General features: G+C 58.5%; 16 protein-coding genes. 13 read left to right on the forward strand and 3 right to left on the reverse strand.

Annotation, left to right across the window (positions count from 1 at the left end; genetic code table 11):
* Together ABGT66_RS10025 and ABGT66_RS10030 are read right to left on the reverse strand one after the other, a co-directional pair.
* A partial coding sequence (locus ABGT66_RS10025; RefSeq protein WP_346690468.1) for a GTP-binding protein occupies nt 1-433 on the reverse strand: 433 nt, incomplete at its 3' end.
* A gap of 192 nt (nt 434-625) precedes the next feature.
* Nucleotides 626-1,000 carry a metal-dependent transcriptional regulator gene (locus ABGT66_RS10030; RefSeq protein WP_346690706.1) on the reverse strand — a complete coding sequence of 125 codons (375 nt, stop codon included), beginning with the start codon at nt 998-1,000 and terminating at the stop codon, nt 626-628.
* Between the two features lie 228 nt (nt 1,001-1,228).
* Here ABGT66_RS10030 and ABGT66_RS10035 point away from each other — a divergent pair, with 228 nt between their 5' ends.
* The gene (locus ABGT66_RS10035; protein WP_346690469.1) at nt 1,229-3,511 is read left to right on the forward strand and encodes a DEAD/DEAH box helicase; all 2,283 of its coding nucleotides are present in this window, start codon (nt 1,229-1,231) and stop codon (nt 3,509-3,511) included.
* A gap of 182 nt (nt 3,512-3,693) precedes the next feature.
* Here the strand turns inward: ABGT66_RS10035 and ABGT66_RS10040 are convergent, their stop codons facing one another.
* Nucleotides 3,694-4,488, reverse strand: a complete 795-nt coding sequence (locus ABGT66_RS10040) for an amidohydrolase family protein (RefSeq protein ID WP_346690470.1) — start codon at nt 4,486-4,488, stop codon at nt 3,694-3,696.
* Nucleotides 4,489-4,562: 74 nt separating this feature from the next.
* Here ABGT66_RS10040 and cbiB point away from each other — a divergent pair, with 74 nt between their 5' ends.
* The 12 genes from cbiB (at nt 4,563) to ABGT66_RS10100 (ending at nt 15,523) form a co-directional block, all read left to right on the forward strand.
* A complete protein-coding gene (gene cbiB, locus ABGT66_RS10045; RefSeq protein WP_346690471.1) occupies nt 4,563-5,531 on the forward strand; it encodes an adenosylcobinamide-phosphate synthase CbiB in 969 nt (322 codons plus the stop codon).
* Nucleotides 5,532-5,538: 7 nt separating this feature from the next.
* Nucleotides 5,539-6,567: an aminotransferase class I/II-fold pyridoxal phosphate-dependent enzyme gene (locus ABGT66_RS10050; protein WP_346690472.1), complete on the forward strand. Its 1,029-nt coding sequence runs from the start codon at nt 5,539-5,541 to the stop codon at nt 6,565-6,567.
* A 150-nt stretch (nt 6,568-6,717) separates the two neighbouring features.
* Nucleotides 6,718-7,725 carry a WYL domain-containing transcriptional regulator gene (locus ABGT66_RS10055; RefSeq protein ID WP_346690473.1) on the forward strand — a complete coding sequence of 336 codons (1,008 nt, stop codon included), beginning with the start codon at nt 6,718-6,720 and terminating at the stop codon, nt 7,723-7,725.
* Between the two features lie 148 nt (nt 7,726-7,873).
* On the forward strand, nt 7,874-8,155 hold the full coding sequence (locus ABGT66_RS10060) for a hypothetical protein (protein WP_346690474.1): 282 nt from the start codon (nt 7,874-7,876) through the stop codon (nt 8,153-8,155).
* 62 nt (nt 8,156-8,217) lie between these two features.
* Entirely contained in the window at nt 8,218-8,385 is a 168-nt protein-coding gene (locus ABGT66_RS10065) for a hypothetical protein (protein WP_346690475.1), read from the forward strand.
* A 12-nt stretch (nt 8,386-8,397) separates the two neighbouring features.
* Complete coding sequence (locus tag ABGT66_RS10070; protein ID WP_346690476.1) at nt 8,398-8,973, forward strand: hypothetical protein; 576 nt, start codon at nt 8,398-8,400, stop codon at nt 8,971-8,973.
* Between the two features lie 15 nt (nt 8,974-8,988).
* A complete protein-coding gene (locus tag ABGT66_RS10075) occupies nt 8,989-10,107 on the forward strand; it encodes a hypothetical protein (RefSeq protein ID WP_346690477.1) in 1,119 nt (372 codons plus the stop codon).
* 484 nt (nt 10,108-10,591) lie between these two features.
* The gene (locus ABGT66_RS10080; RefSeq protein ID WP_346690478.1) at nt 10,592-11,308 is read left to right on the forward strand and encodes a hypothetical protein; all 717 of its coding nucleotides are present in this window, start codon (nt 10,592-10,594) and stop codon (nt 11,306-11,308) included.
* A gap of 171 nt (nt 11,309-11,479) precedes the next feature.
* Entirely contained in the window at nt 11,480-12,475 is a 996-nt protein-coding gene (locus ABGT66_RS10085; protein ID WP_346690479.1) for an efflux RND transporter periplasmic adaptor subunit, read from the forward strand.
* Nucleotides 12,472-13,407 carry an ABC transporter ATP-binding protein gene (locus ABGT66_RS10090; RefSeq protein ID WP_346690480.1) on the forward strand — a complete coding sequence of 312 codons (936 nt, stop codon included), beginning with the start codon at nt 12,472-12,474 and terminating at the stop codon, nt 13,405-13,407. The genes ABGT66_RS10085 and ABGT66_RS10090 overlap by 4 nt, the downstream gene beginning before the upstream one ends.
* Nucleotides 13,395-14,393, forward strand: coding sequence for an ABC transporter ATP-binding protein (locus ABGT66_RS10095; protein ID WP_346690481.1), 999 nt, complete (start codon nt 13,395-13,397; stop codon nt 14,391-14,393). Before ABGT66_RS10090 ends, ABGT66_RS10095 begins: the two co-directional genes overlap by 13 nt.
* Nucleotides 14,390-15,523 carry an ABC transporter permease gene (locus tag ABGT66_RS10100; protein WP_294192474.1) on the forward strand — a complete coding sequence of 378 codons (1,134 nt, stop codon included), beginning with the start codon at nt 14,390-14,392 and terminating at the stop codon, nt 15,521-15,523. The genes ABGT66_RS10095 and ABGT66_RS10100 overlap by 4 nt, the downstream gene beginning before the upstream one ends.
* Nucleotides 15,524-15,531 lie beyond the last annotated feature (8 nt).

Genomic DNA, 15,531 nt, shown 5'->3' on the forward strand with positions numbered 1-15,531 from the left:
CGGGGTCGTCGACCATGTCGCACTTGTTCATGAAGACTACGAGGGCCGGAACGTTGACCTGGCGGGCGAGAAGGACGTGCTCGCGGGTCTGGGGCATCGGGCCGTCGGCGGCGGAGACTACGAGGATGGCTCCGTCCATCTGGGCGGCGCCGGTGATCATGTTCTTGATGTAGTCGGCGTGGCCGGGGCAGTCGATGTGAGCGTAGTGGCGTGTCGCCGTCTCGTATTCGACGTGCGCGATGTTGATGGTGATGCCGCGCTCTCTCTCTTCAGGCGCCTTGTCGATCATGTCGAACGGCGTGAAGTCGGCCTGGCCGTGGCGGGCGAGCGTCTTCGTGATCGCAGCCGTCAGCGTCGTCTTACCGTGGTCGATATGTCCTATCGTACCGATGTTAAGATGCGGCTTATTACGTACAAAATGTTCCTTTGCCATAACTGAGAATGCCTCCCTGTATTTGTTTCTACGTTTTGTTATGCCCCTTTGGGGCTCGTATTCGTCTTCGGATGCGAAAGCCGCGCTCCCGCTCCGCATATCTCAACATCAAAAGAGACCCGGGAGACAGAGCCGGATCTCTACAAGATATGTACAGGGATTATAGCTTACAATTATTCTTCTTGCAATACCTTAATAGTTGCCGCGCGCGAGGTATTCCTTTACTTTTTCGAAAGTCTCCTGGCTCACGATATGCTCTATGCGGCAGGCGTCGGCCTCGGCCGTCTCGTGTGGGACGCCGAGAACCTCGGAAAGGAACTTCGTTATATAGCGGTGGCGCTCGTAGATGGCCCCAGCGCGTTCGAGGCCCGCTTCGGTGAGGCTGAGCTCGCCGTTGTCCTCCACCTTTACATATCCGTCGTCCTTCAGTATGCCGATGGCGCGGCTCACGCTGGGTTTGCTGAACGAAAGGGCGCGCGCGACGTCGACGGAGCGGACCGAACCGTTTTTAGTTTTAAGTACCAATATGGTTTCAAGATACATCTCGCCGGATTCCTGCATTGAAATCACCGCCGTTCAATAAATTCACCCATCGTATCGACGACACGGCTTTATTCTAACCTAAACGCCGCCGCAGGCGCAACGGCGAAGGGCAAAGATATGCAGTCGCTAACTGGAAAAACCGCGTTTCGGCATAAGCGGCGGCTTACGCATAAATGTGAATTGCGGCGCGGCGGCGGCGCGCGCCGCGCGCGCTTTTGGGCTATACTTGAGGCGGGGAACGGGGGATGAATTATGCTTGAGAATTATTTTTCAAAGAAGAAGCCGGACGTTGAGGACATCGTGCGCTATGTGACGGAGCTCGGAGGACGGCGGCCCGCGGTGAAGCGTTTTCCGGCGCGGCCCGCGGCTTTCGGCTCGTTCGGCGCGCTCGACCAAAGGATAGTGAACGCGCTGAAGCGCCGCGGCGTCGAGGCGCTCTATTCGCATCAGAGCGAAGCTGTCGCCTGCGCGCTCGCGGGCGAGGACTGCGTCATCGCGACGCCGACGGCCTCTGGCAAGACTCTCTGCTACAACCTTCCGGTGCTGCACGCAGTGCTGCAAAATCCTTCGGCGCGCGCTCTCTATCTGTTCCCGACGAAGGCGCTCGCGCAGGACCAGCTTGCGGAGCTCGGCGAGCTTTCGTCGTTCGCGGACGGCAAGATTCACGGCTTCGTCTACGACGGCGACACTGAGCCGGTGAAGCGCCGCCTCGCGCGCACCGAGGGGCACGTAGTCATCACGAACCCCGACATGCTGAACTCCGGCATCCTCCCCCACCATACGAAATGGTCCGACTATTTCCAGAATCTCAAATACATCGTCGTCGACGAGCTGCACACCTACCGCGGCATCTTCGGCTCGCACCTCGCGAACCTTTTCTGCCGCCTCGCGCGCATCTGCGAATTCTACGGCTCGCGCCCGACATTTATATGCTGCTCCGCGACGATTGCAAACCCCGCCGAGCATGCGGAGGCTCTGACGGGGCGCAGGATGAAGCTGATAACCGAGAGCGGCGCTCCGCTCTCCGAAAAGGAGCTCATTATATATAATCCCCCGATTGTCGACTACAACACGGGTATGCGCCGCTCGTCGCTCTTCGAGACGGCGCGCATAGCGACGGAGGCGCTCTCGCTCGGCATCAGCACGATCGTCTTCACGCGCTCGCGCCTCAACGTCGAGCTGCTGCTGACCTCGATACGCGGCGGGCTAGCGAAGCGCGGAGCCGACCCGATGATGATTATGGGCTACCGCGGCGGCTACCTGCCGAAGGAGCGGCGCAAAATCGAGGCCGACCTTCGCAGCGGCGCGCTCCGCGGCGTCGTCTCGACAAACGCGCTCGAGCTCGGCATAGACATCGGCTCGCTCGGCCTCGCGGTGCTGCACGGCTATCCGGGCAGCATCGCCTCCGCGTGGCAGCAGATAGGGCGCGCGGGGCGGCGCGGCGGCCTTTCGGCTGCGGTGCTTGTAGCGTCGGCCGACCCGCTCGACCAGTTCCTCGCATCGCGCCCCGAGTGGTTCTACGGCGCGCCCGCGGAGAAGGCGCGCATCGACCCGTACAATCCTTATATACAGGTGAGCCACGTCAAGTGCTCGGCCTTCGAGCTGCCCTTCGCGGCGGGCGAAAAGTTCGGCGCTCAGAATGTCGACGAGATACTCGACTACCTCGCGGAGCACGGCGTGCTGCATAAGGTCTCCGAAGCCGACGGCGGACGCTACTACTGGCAGGACGACTCCTACCCCGCCTCCGGCCTCTCTCTGCGCAGCGCGACGAGCGAGAACTACACGATAACGGACATCACGATTCCGCAGAAGCCGAAGGTCGTCGGCACGATGGACCGCCGCTCCGCGCCGACGCTGATATTCCCCGACGCGATATATTTCCACGGCGGCCGCTCCTACATCGTCGAAAGCCTCGACACGGAGAAGATGCAGTGCTTCATCCGCGAAATAGACGCGGAATACTATACGGACGGCGACGCCGCGCTGCGCATCAACATCACCGACGATTTCGAAACGCAGGGAAATTACGGCTGGGGCGAGGTGCTTGTGACGGAGACGCCGACGATATTCAAGAAGATAAAGCTCGCAACTCATGAAAACGCGGGCTTCGGGCAGATAAATCTGCCCGAGGAGCAGATGCACACGACGGCATGCTGGATAATGATGCCGGAGAGCCGCGCCGAGGACGCGGAGCTGAAAGTCGCGATGGAGGGGCTGGAGCACCTGCTGCGCAACGCAGCCCCGCTATTCCTCATGTGCGACAGAGGCGACATCCGAGTGACAAGCCGCGTCAAAGATCCGCAGCTGCGCCGTCCCGCAATATACATAATAGACAACATTCCCGGCGGCGTCGGGCTCGCCGAAGGGACCTTCGAAGTCAAGGACGAGCTTGTGCGCGCCGCGCTCGGGATGCTGAACGCCTGCCAGTGCAAAAACGGCTGCCCCGCCTGCGTCGGCGTCTTCGGCGGCGAATACGACGTAAAGGGCGCGGTGCGCTCGCTCGCGGAAGAAATTCTGAGCGGAAGGCAGAAATAAAAAATATGAAAGGCAGAAATGGAACGTATAAGGCGCTTTGCCGTCTCTGACGTTCTATGACGGAGGCAGCGGCGGCACAGGCGCAGCTGCAAAGCTTGAATCAGGCATAAAAGACCGCCGCCCGCGCAGATTTCACGCGCGGGCGGCGATTTTTCGTTTTTCTCCGGAATTTGCGGCTCCGGCTAAATTCCCAGCAGCCGCCGCGCGTTGCCGCCCGTTATCAGCTCTTTTTCTTCGGCGCTGATGCCGAGGCTGTCAATGAACTCGAGCTCATGCAGCGGCAGGTGCCACGGGAAGTCGCTGCCGAATAGTATCTTGTCCGCGCCGTGCAAGCGGATCATCTTTTCCATCGTCGCCTTATCCATCCACGGGTCGGCGGTGTAGGCGGTGTCGAAATACAAATCGGCCTTGCCGGCGAGCTGTTCCATCACTTCGTTCTGGATGTGCAGGCCGCCCATGTGCGCGGCGACTATCTTGATGCCCGGGAAGTTTTTCAGGATGTGCAGCAGCATCCGCGGCGAGCAGCGCTCTTCGTCGCGGTAGGTCGCGTCCCATCCCGCGTGGAATACTACCACGAGGTTCAGCGCGCGGATGAGGTCGTACATCGGCATCGCGCTTTCAAGGTCGGCGTCCGTGCGCTGGAGCGCGGGGTGGAATTTTACGCCGCGCAGCCCTTCGTCGGATATGCGCCAGATGTATTCGAGCGCGGTTTCGGAGCCTGGGACGACGGAGCCGAAGGAAATGAACGGGTCTTTATCTGTCTCCTTTGCAAATTCCAGCACGTGCCTGTGCTGGCTTTCCTTCGTCGCTATGTGCAGCAGGACGCTCCTGTCTATCCCGGCGCTCTTCATCGCCGCGCGCAGGTCGGAGACCGCCGCCTCGGACGAATATGGTACGCCGCTCTGCTCGTGGAGTTTCAGCATCGCGGGATGCGCAAGCTTATCGGGGAACACGTGAGTATGAAAATCTATAATCATGCAAAAAACTATACCACGTTTTCGCGCCAACGACGCAGCCGCGCGGGAATTTTTTACGCGGCTGTTGTAATATAATGCGGTACGAAGAATTCCGGCTCGGAGGTGTCGCTTTGCAGATAATCATGGCTTTATTGCTCGACGCGATTTTCGGGGACCCGCGCGGTATTCCGCACCCCGTCGCGGGCATCGGGCGGCTGATAAGCTTTTACGAGAAATTTTTCTACGGGCGCGGCGGCTCGAAGGCGGGCGGCGCGATGCTCTGCGCAGCGGTGCTCGTCACCGTGGGCGCGGCTGTGTCGCTTGTCCTGTCGTTCGCGGCCTTCATAGGCGAGTGGGCATACGCGGCGGTCAACATCTATCTGCTCTACGCGGCGATAGCCTTCAAGTCGCTCAAGGACGAATCCGCGCCCGTCGCGCGGCTGCTCTCCGAGGGCGACCTAGAAGGCGCGCGCCGCCAGGTCGGGCGCATCGTAGGACGCGACACGGACAGGCTCTCCGAGGGCGGCGTCGTGCGCGCGGCGGTCGAGACGATAGCGGAAAGCTACATCGACGGCATAGTATCGGTGCTCTTCTACATGGCGCTCGGCTCGCTCTGCGGGCAGGCGGCGCTCTTCGCGTGGCTCTTCAAGGCCGCGAGCACGATGGATTCGATGATAGGCTACGACGACGAACGTTATCACGATTTCGGATACGCGGCGGCGAAGCTCGACGACGCGCTCAACTTCATCCCCGCGCGCCTCGGCGGCGTCATAGCGGTCGCCGCGGGCGCGCTCGCGAACATGGACTACAAGCGCGCGTGGCGCATCTTCCTGCGCGACAGGCACAACCACAAAAGCCCGAACAGCGCGCACGGCGAAAGCATCTTCGCGGGGCTGCTCGGCATACAGCTCGGCGGCGGCGCGTTCTACGGCGGCGAGTGGGAGCCGCGGCCCACGCTCGGCGACGACCTGCGCGAGCCGGAGCCGGACGACATCTTCCGCGCGCACTACATTCTCAACATCTCGGTCGCGATATGCGCCGTCCTGATTTTCGCGATAAGGTAGAAAAATAATGGAATTCCGCGCGCACGGGGCGAACCCCGAAAAGCTCTACGCCGCCGCGGGCCTTCCGACGCCCGCGAAAATTTACGACTTCAGCACCAACACCAACGCCGTGCCGCAGCGCGAGGGCTTCGTTCCCGACCTGCGCGCCGCGCTCGAGGACTACCCCGACGGCGACTGCCTCGCGCTGCGCGAGGCGCTCGCGCGAGAGTTCGGCGCACCGGCGAAAAACATATTGGTTTCGAGCGGCTCCAACGAAGCCATCTACATAATCGCCTCCTACGCGGCGGCGCGCGAAAATCTCATCCTCCAGCCCGTCTACGGCGAATACAAAAAAGCGCTCGACGGATACGGCGCGCGGACGCGGAACATCTTTTCGCTCGCGGAGGCCGAGGGCGCGCGCGGAGCCGCCGTCTGGCTCTGCAACCCCTGCAACCCGACCGGCGCGCTGATTCCCGGCGCGGAGCTCGACGCCGCGGCGGAGCGCAATCCCGAGACGATTTTCATAATCGACGAGGCCTACCGCGACTTCGTCTGGACGGAGGAGCTTCCGGTCGCGCCGAAAATTCTGCCCAACGTCGTGCGGCTGCGCTCGCTGACGAAGATATACGACCTCTGCGGCGCGCGCGTCGGCGCGCTCGTGTCGCACGAGGCCGCCGTCGAAAAGATAAAGGCGCGCCAGCCCGAATGGAGCGTCAGCGGCCTCGCGCAGCAGGCGGCGCTCTGGCGCGCGGGCGACGAAACGCTCAAAGCACGCACGCGCGGATACTACGCGCGCGAAATCCCGCGGCTGACCGCGGCCCTGCGCGAAGCCGGCTACGCCGTGCGCCCGACCTGCGCGAACTTCTTCCTTGTCGAAGCGCCGGACGACGAGGACTTCATACGCTTCATGCTCGAACGCGGCATCGTCGTCCGCCACACGCGGAACTTCGCGGGCCTCGACGGAAAGTTCGTCCGCATAGCGGCGCGGACAAAGGACGAGGACGATTTGCTGATTGCCGCGGCGCGCGAGTACGCGGCGGCCCATAATATAAAATAAAGTTAAATTATAATCATAATATAAACAACTAAAAAATATAAAACATTATCCACGTATAATTTAATTTCCCCCTCGTCATTTGCCCGGACACCCGTCTGTCCCGTCCGTTACGTATAATGTCCTCATACGATAAACACGGGGGCGCATGGGATGGACAACACGAAACAGGGAAGGCTGCTTGAAATATTCTTCCGAAGCCTGCGCGGGGAAGACCTCTCCGTCAAAAAACTCGCCGCGGAATACGGCGTATCTACGAAAAGCGTCAGCCGCGACATAGGCGACCTCAAAGCCTTTCTCGCAGACCACCGGGAACTCGCCGGCAACACGGAGCTCGAATACAGCAGCCAGGAAAAATGCTACCGGCTCTACATGGACGAATTCCTCACAAACAAAGAGCTCTTCGCGCTCGTCGAAGTAATGATCGGCGCGCGCGCCTTCTCCAAAGAAGAGCTCCTCACCCTCACCGGCAAGCTCAAAAAATTCACCACCACGGAAGACCGCCCGAAGCTCAACGAACTCATCCGCAAAGAGCTGTACCACTACGCGGAAGTCAAACACGACTGCGAAAGCGTACAGGAAACGCTGTGGAAGCTTGTCGGCTGCATCGCAGAAAAACGCGAGATAACCATAGAATACTACCGCATGGACCGCGCCTGCAAAACGCACCGCATCCGCCCCGCCTCCGTCATGTTCACCGACTACTACTTCTACCTCATAGCCTTCCTCGCAGGAGAAGACGAAGAACGCGACAAGCCCCTATACTTCCGAGCAGACCGCATAAAACGCATAGTGGAACACCGCGGGACGCGGAACGAAGAAGAAACGCCGGAATTCGACGAAGGCCTCCTCCGCAAACGCAGCCTCTTCATGTGGCCCGGAAAACTCAGGACGATACGCTTCGAATTCTCCGGCCCCTCCGTGCAGGCAGTCCTCGACAAACTGCCGACCGCGAAAATAATCGAACGCAGCGGCGGCAAATACACGCTCGAAGCCGAAGTCTACGGCGACGGCATAAAAATGTGGCTCCTAAGCCAGGGCAGCTGGGTAAAAGTAACCGCGCCCGACGAGTTTGCAGAAGAGATGAAAAAAGAAATTGCGGCGATGAGCGCGCTGTACGCGGAAAGACAGGAAATCCCGAACAACGGAACAAACATTTGATAAGTTTAAAAAGTAAAGATACACGCGCAAGAGATGAACATATACTTGCACAGTAAGATAAAAGAGCCTATAATCACCGATTGTGTAGTAGTTTTGATAAATCAGAAAAGAAATACAAAGGCTGTATTGCGAAGCTTGGAGAAACAAGATGGAATTTGTTTGCGACAAATGCGGAATATGCTGCCAGTCCCTGAAAGGGGCGGAATTATACAAAGACCTGGACGACGGTACGGGCGTATGCAGATACTTCGACAGGACGACGAAGCTCTGCACGATTTACACGAACAGGCCGGAGAAATGCAACGTAGAGAAGATGTACAAATATTTTGCAGACGCCTACACGTATGAGGAATACATACGGCTTAACATGAGGTGCTGCGAAAGTCTGAAAGAGCGATACGGCAAGGGGGAATTTAATGGGGAAAGATAACTTAAAAAACGCTCTACGGCCCCGGAAGGTTTATTTTTTAGTTTGTTAAGGAGGATACAGAAATGCCGATACCATTCATAGTAGCCGCGATGACGACCGTGGCAGGTGCAGCTGCAGCTGTTGCCGCGGCTAACGCAGGGAACGCGAGCAACAACAATAAGAAGCAGGATAAAGAAGAGAGCGGAAATATGATTAAAGATACTGACAAAAATGTCAGTAAAAAAGATTAGGAGGAAATCAAAATGCCATTACCGTTCATAATAGCTGCTTTGACAACCGTAGGAAGTGCGGCCGCTGGTGCATGGGCTGTGATTACTTCTGCCCCGGTACTTTATATTGGTGCAGGTGTTGTTGCGTTAGGGACTATAGGGAGTATGCTGGAGGACGCTGAGCGCGAAGGTGAGAAGAAAGGATTTCAACACGGTTACAGGCAATGCTATATCGATATGAAAAAGAAATTCTATGAGACGGTAAGCCAACATATAGCAAGAGTCTGCGGCATGTATGCGCTAGGGTTCTATATGGCCTTAATGGATAATAGGTTCGACAAAGACGATGCTGCTGTTATCGTTGAAGTGCTTGGCAGTCATAAGATGCAGCCTGAATATGTACGGGCAGAGTTAGACAAAGTGATCAACATGAAACAAGCAGATATAAAGGTGATTACAACAAAATATCTGAATGAAATTAACGCTGAAGGGCTAAAAGACTGCGACGCGATAATAAAAGAATTTGTTGAAGCGTTCCGCAGAAGGGGCAGCGACGTAAGCAGTTTCTATACAAGGATATGGAAGCCTTATTACAACGACAGAGTGTAGAGGGGGCTGCGCGCCATGGCTGATATGTCCGATGTGCGAAAATTTTTTGGCAGTGACAGGCACCACAGAACATTAGATGAAATACTGCTCCCGACAGAAAAAGAGGTTGGGCTTGCCACGGCTAAGTACATGAAACGCTACGACGAACTGGTCGCGGAGTTCAAGGAAAAGACCGCGCTGACCGGATTGGATTTGAGCGTTTTAACTTTCTGCGCGGGCTTGCAGGTGCTTCGCTGGGCGATTCTATCGAACGAAAGACTGAAATTTGACTCTGCGGCGCAGGCTGACAAGCTGGTAAAAGGATATTTGCCCGAAAGCGTTTACGACGTTGTAGCCGGTCCTGTTCCGTATGACGCTATACAGCGTTCGGGGCAGTTCATGCTTAAATATCCCGGAGAATCGGTCGGAATAAGCGGAGCAAATCACAGATTTAAGACGCTTGGGCACGACCCGTTAGCAGGGTGGATTTTCGGGACCGCCAACATCGCAACAAATACCATGACGCTGAACAGTTGGGAACTGCTGTATCCGTCGTATTATATCAATTCTGTAAATCAGATTGACGAAAAGACGAGTATGCCGGAAATTATGTCGAATCTAAAGGATGAATTTTCCAATAAGCCGGAGATAATCGGCATATCGTTCCTAAAGCAAGCTGTCCATTTCGGAAGCGACGTATTTACTAGGCAGGGGCTTCCGCTCCCGGTGATAAACTTAGTATCGCCTGAGGCCTCACGGATCTTGATGGGGCCGAACGCGCGTATAGACCTTTGGAGCGTTACAAAAGGCGCCGTGCTAGCGATGGTTATCAACAAGCTTGTGGAGATGTTCCACCGTCTATGGTTCGACCCAAACCGCGACAACGAGCGCCTGTACGAGGTGAGGACAAGAAAAATAATCGTGTATTCCAATACGCTTGCGTCCGTGCTGAATGCCGGGTATGTGGCTGTCACTAAAGATTTCCGTAAGCTTGACATAGGGGGCATAGCCGTCGCTTTGTGGCGGCTCTTTACAGACACGGCAAAGATTCGCCAAATTCGCGCCGAATTTATAGAGAAGACTTTAAGCGACGAATTAAAGAAAGAAGAAGACGAAATCAACGAGAAGCTAGCTCAGTACGGTTATCGCATTTAACCAAAGCTGATTTCTGACAATATTTTACAATTTTTGTTCAATTTACGGCTTCGCTTTCACAGCGGGGCCGTTTTTTATGTCAGCAGCAAGCACGCTAATCAAAAATTACATTCATTCAATTTTTTAAGGAAACGCTTGTTAATCGTCATTCCGCGCTTGACGCGGAATCTAGCGTCTTCAAGCTCCTACGCGCTGCGGTATTTAACGCCGCTGGATGCCGGGTCAAGCCCGGCATGACGTGAGAACAGTTTCCCGAATGAAGTTAAATAACATATATTGCTATTTTCCCCGGACATACTTCTGTCCGGGGCTATTTTTATAATGAGGTCAAATGGCGGACGTCAGTAAATTGCAAAACGGAGGGGAGGAATGACGGCGAAGGACGAAAGCGGACGCAGCGCGCGCAAGCTGCGGCAGAGCGGTTGATAGATATACGCGGCGGAGCCGCGTATAGAAAATAAGTCACACACAGGAGGAATGAAATATGCCATTACCGGCGTTGTTGGCAGCGGGATTCTTAGGATTGGTGCTCGGCGTAGTAGGCTCGGACGCTGCGGCCAAGGAGGAAACGGAAAAGGAACGCAAGAGGTTCGAGGAGAAAGCGGAAAAAGAGCGCGCGAGGCTCGAGGAGGAGAAAGCCGCATGGCTCGAAATAGCGAGGGAGCGCGAGCGTCTTGAAGAGGAGCGGCGAAATATGCGGGCCGCTTTCGGCTCGCGTTCGGAGTACAACGATGAGGACGAACAGAAAACCTTCGGCGGCTCCGGTCTGCTCGACAACGACGAAGAGACTTTCACGGACGAAGAAAAGGAGGACGACGGCGAAGATTGCGGCAAGTCGGGCGGTACTGTGAGCTATGTTCTAAGCAGGCGCGACGGCGAGAGCGAAGAGGAGCACGCGGCGAGGATATGCGCGCTGTACGCGATAGGAGCGCATGTCGGATATTTCGCCCCGGAGACAGACATTGACGAAGAGATGCTCGGCGAGCCGGAGCGCTCGGACCTTATCGCGGAACTGGAGTCCGGCGTGTCCTTCGACGCGATCAAGGAAAAGTACCTTGACCGGCTCGCCGCAGGCGAGCTGCGCAGCCTCGACGGTATAGTCCGGCACATAATCTTCGTCGAAAGCGACACCGACGATTCTGCCTGCGACTTCTACGCCTACAAGTGGAAGCCGTATCTCGACGCGCGGCTGAGAGGCTAGAGACTGTCACACTGCGATAAGGCTGCAAGTACGATATTACGGCGGCTTACCCACGTTCGGGGAGGCCGCCGTTTTTTGTGCGCGCGGCGGGGCTCGCCTTGCCTTCGCGTTTTGACTTTTTCATACGCTGCGAGGATAATACGGTAAGTACCTGTAAAGGGGGACGATGTTGTGAAGCTTTCCGGAATTTTCACAGGCAAGGGAATTTTAGCCGCGGCGGCCGCGCTGCTGATAGTCGGCACGTCGGCGGCGATTTATCTTAAAGAGAGGCCGGACACGTCGCACGTGCGCGCGTCGGGGACGGTCGAGGTGACGCAGGTGCAGCTCGCGCCGCTTGCGGGCGGGCGCATTCTCGAGCTCGCGATTGAGGAGTCCGACAAAATTGAAAAAGGGCAGTTCGTCGCGCGCCTCTCGATGGACGGCGCGGACGACGACGTGATGATGGCGGAGCAGGCGCTCGCCGCGGCGCGCGCGCAGCTCGCGGAGCTGCGCAGCGGCTTCCGTAAAGAGGATATAGCGCGCGCGAGGGCCGAGGTCGCGGCGCGGCGCGCTCAGTACGAGCAGGCGAAGCGCGACGAGGAGCGCTTCGCTGCGCTCGCGGCCGACGGCGTCGTAGCGGCGCGCGACGCGGAGCTCGCGTCGGAGCAGTCGAAGGCCGCCTACAACGTCATGAAGGCCGCGGCCGAGCAGCTGCGTCTGCTCGAAAACGGCCCGAGGCCGGAGCAGATAGCCGCAGCGGAGGCGAACGCAGCGCGCGCCGAGGCCGCATACGAGAAGGCCAAGACGCTCGTGAGCTACAAGACGCTCTATTCGCCGGTCGCGGGCACTGTGCTGACGAAGAACTACGAGGAGGGCGACGTGATAGCGGCGGGCGCGCCCGTCGCGACGCTCGGCGACCTTACGGACTGCTGGGTAAAGCTCTACATTCCTTCGACGCAGCTGTCGCTCGTCAAGCTCGGCGCTAAATGCAGCGTCTTCGTGGACCCGTTCCCGAACAAGGCGTTCGAGGCGACGGTGACGGAAATCAACCAGCAGGCCGAGTACAACCCGCGCATGTCGCTGACGCAGAGCGAGCGCGCGAACATGGTCTTCTGGATTAAAGTTTCAATAAAGGATACGGAGGGCGTCATAAAGCCCGGAATGCCGGCGGACGTTACGATATTATGACGGCGGCGGAGGTCGTCCTCTCCTACCATAACGTGACGAAGAGCTTCGGCGCGGCGCGCGCGCTCGACGGCGTGGAGCTGGAGATACGGCGCGGCGAAATTTTCGGATTCATCGGGCCGGACGGCGCGGGCAAGACGACGATGATGCGCATGGCGATGGGCATCATCAACCCCGACGGGGGCGAATGCCTGCTGCTCGGCTCGGCGGACAGGCGCGCGGCGCGCGTCCGCGCGGGCTACGTGCCGCAGCTTTTCAGCCTTTACACGAATATGAGCGTCATGGAGAATATACGGCTTTTCGGCTCGCTCTACGGCAAGCCGGAAAAGGCTGTCGAGGAGCGCGCGAAGTTCATCTTGTCGCGCGTCGGCCTCTGGGGCTTCCGCGACAGGTTCGCGGGAAATTTGTCGGGCGGCATGAAGCAGAAGCTCGCCCTCGCGATAGGGCTGCTGAACACGCCCGAGATACTTCTGCTCGACGAGCCGACGACGGGAGTAGACCCCGTGGCGCGGCGTGAATTCTGGGCGCTGCTCTACCAGTTCAACCACGAGGGGCTGACGATAGCGGTCAGCACGCCCTACATGGACGAGGCGGAGCTCTGCACGCGCAAACTGTTTTTGAACGGCGGGCGCATTTTGGACATAGGCACGACGGGCGAGCTGCTCTCGCGCTATCCGTACAAGATTATGAGCCTCGCGACGGGCGCGCGCGAGGCGGGCGCGTGGCTCTCGGGGCGCGCGCACATCGTGGACGCGAATATGTTCGGCTCGAAGTACCACGTCGTCACGGACGACGCGCAGGGCGCGCGCGATTCCGCGGCGGCGGCCTTCCGCGAACACGGCGCGGAAATGCCGGAGATGCGCGAAATCGAGCCGGGGCTCGAAGATTTGTTCGTGGCCTTCGCGGGAAGGAGCGCGGCGCAATGCCCCCGGTAGTCGTGCAGACGGAGCACCTTACGAAGAAGTTCGGCTCCTTCACCGCCGTCGACGACATCAACATGTCGATTGAGGAGGGGCAGGTCTACGGCTTCCTCGGCCCTAACGGCGCTGGGAAGTCCACGACGATACGGATGCTCTGCGGCCTGCTGGCTCCGACCTCGGGGCGCGGCCTCGTCCTGGGGATGGACCTCGCCTCGAACGGGCAGAAGCTCAAGGAGAAAATCGGCTACATGTCGCAGAAGTTCTCGCTCTACCCCGAATTGTCCGTCATCGAAAATCTCAACCTATATTCCGGCCTCTACGGCCTGCGCGGCGCGGAGAAGAAAAAGCGCATCGGCGAGATGCTGGAGCTCGCGGGGCTGACGGGGCGCGAAAACGTGCCGACGGCCTCGCTCTCGGGCGGCTGGCGTCAGAGGCTCGCGCTCGGCTGCGCGATACTGCACAGGCCGAAAATCCTGTTCCTCGACGAAGCGACGAGCGGCGTAGACCCGAAGGCGCGCCTGCTCTTCTGGGAGATAATCTACGACCTCGCGGCGAACGGCACGACGGTGATGGTGACGACGCACTTCATGGACGAGGCCGAGCACTGCAACAAGGTCGCATTCATATATTACGGGCGGCTCATCGCAGACGACTCGCCCGACAACCTGAAGCAGAAGCTGCCCGGCAGGCTTTACGAAATTTCATGCCCCGCGCCGATGGAGCTGCTCGCGAAGGTGCAGGAGGGCGCGGGCGGAGAATTCATCGACTCGTACTTCTTCGGCGACAAGGTGCATATTTTAGCGCCGGCCGGCCGCGAGCTGCGCGCAGAGGGGATTTTCGAGGGCTGCCGCGTCGCGCGCATAGAGCAGTCGATGGAGGACGTTTTCGTATATCTCGTGAAGTCGCACGCGCACGACGACCTCGGCGCGGGGCGCATATCGGGGCTAGGAAGCGCGACCGCGGCGAACGCGAAGGCAGCGAAGGAGGAAGCGAAGAAATGAACTGGGACCGTATGCGCGCGCTGATCGTCAAGGAGTTCATCCAGGTCATGCGCGACAAGATAACGCTCGCGATAATTTTGTTCATGCCGCTCGCGCAGCTTCTGATTTTCGGCTTCGCGATAAACACCGACATAAAGCACCTGAAGACGGTCGTCTTCGACCAGTCGCGGACGCAGGAGAGCCGCGAGATGATAAACAGCCTCACGGCGAGCAACTACTTCGACGTGATAAAGTTCGCCGCGAGCGTGCGCGAGGTCAACGAGAACGTCGAGTCGGGCCGCGCGAAGGTCGGCATCGTCTTCCCGCCCGACTATGCGCGCGACATACAGGGCGGGCGGCAGACCTCCGTGCAGGTCATAGTGGACGCGACGGACAACCTGAGCGCCTCGTCGGCGCTCTCGGCGGCGCAGACGATAGGGATGCTCAAGTCGCAGGAGATACTCGCGGAGAAATTCTCGCGCCTCGGCATCCGCGTGCCGGGGCAGGCGATAGACATGCGCATCCGCCTCTGGTACAACCCCGACTTCGTAACCTCGTGGTACATCGTGCCGGGCATCATGGGGCTGCTGCTGACGCTGACGCTCATATCGATGATGTCGATGGCGATTGTGCGCGAGAGCGAGCAGGGCACGCTCGAACAGCTTCTCGTGACGCCGATGAAGATATGGGAGCTGCTGACCGCGAAGATAATCCCCTATATCATCGTCGGCTACGTGCAGATATTCATCTCGATAGTCATAGGGATTTTCGTATTCAACATGCCGTTCCTCGGGAGCATGACGCTTTTCTACGCGCTGACCTTCTTCTACGTCGTCGCCAGCCTCTCGCTCGGCATCATGATTTCCTGCTTCGCGCAGAACCAGACGCAGGCGCTCCAGATGTCCGTATTCATCATACTGCCGAGCGTCCTGCTCTCGGGCTTCGTCTTCCCGCTCGAATCGATGCCCGCGGGCTTCCGCTACCTCGGCGAGTGCTTCCCGATAACCTATTACATAAATATCTCGCGCCAGATAATCCTCAAGGGCGGCGGCCTCGAATACGTGTGGCGCGACACGCTCGCGCTCGCGGCCTACATCGCCGTGATGTTCACGGCCTCGGTCGTGATGTTCAAACGCCGCTTCGTGCCGTAGGCGCGTGA

This window comes from uncultured Cloacibacillus sp., assembly GCF_963926575.1.
GTDB lineage: Bacteria > Synergistota > Synergistia > Synergistales > Synergistaceae > Caccocola > Caccocola faecigallinarum.

Excerpts from the sequence above, each read along its gene's own strand:
- ABGT66_RS10080 (WP_346690478.1), top strand. The coding sequence starts at position 10,592 with ATGCCATTACCGGCGTTGTTGGCAGCGGGATTCTTAGGATTGGTGCTC.
- ABGT66_RS10050 (WP_346690472.1), top strand. The coding sequence starts at position 5,539 with ATGGAATTCCGCGCGCACGGGGCGAACCCCGAAAAGCTCTACGCCGCC.
- ABGT66_RS10075 (WP_346690477.1), top strand. The coding sequence starts at position 8,989 with ATGGCTGATATGTCCGATGTGCGAAAATTTTTTGGCAGTGACAGGCAC.
- ABGT66_RS10070 (WP_346690476.1), top strand. The coding sequence starts at position 8,398 with ATGCCATTACCGTTCATAATAGCTGCTTTGACAACCGTAGGAAGTGCG.
- ABGT66_RS10100 (WP_294192474.1), top strand. The coding sequence starts at position 14,390 with ATGAACTGGGACCGTATGCGCGCGCTGATCGTCAAGGAGTTCATCCAG.
- ABGT66_RS10090 (WP_346690480.1), top strand. The coding sequence starts at position 12,472 with ATGACGGCGGCGGAGGTCGTCCTCTCCTACCATAACGTGACGAAGAGC.
- ABGT66_RS10095 (WP_346690481.1), top strand. The coding sequence starts at position 13,395 with ATGCCCCCGGTAGTCGTGCAGACGGAGCACCTTACGAAGAAGTTCGGC.
- ABGT66_RS10035 (WP_346690469.1), top strand. The coding sequence starts at position 1,229 with ATGCTTGAGAATTATTTTTCAAAGAAGAAGCCGGACGTTGAGGACATC.
- ABGT66_RS10055 (WP_346690473.1), top strand. The coding sequence starts at position 6,718 with ATGGACAACACGAAACAGGGAAGGCTGCTTGAAATATTCTTCCGAAGC.
- ABGT66_RS10040 (WP_346690470.1), bottom strand. The coding sequence starts at position 4,488 with ATGATTATAGATTTTCATACTCACGTGTTCCCCGATAAGCTTGCGCAT.
- ABGT66_RS10065 (WP_346690475.1), top strand. The coding sequence starts at position 8,218 with ATGCCGATACCATTCATAGTAGCCGCGATGACGACCGTGGCAGGTGCA.
- ABGT66_RS10060 (WP_346690474.1), top strand. The coding sequence starts at position 7,874 with ATGGAATTTGTTTGCGACAAATGCGGAATATGCTGCCAGTCCCTGAAA.
- cbiB (WP_346690471.1), top strand. The coding sequence starts at position 4,563 with ATGCGGTACGAAGAATTCCGGCTCGGAGGTGTCGCTTTGCAGATAATC.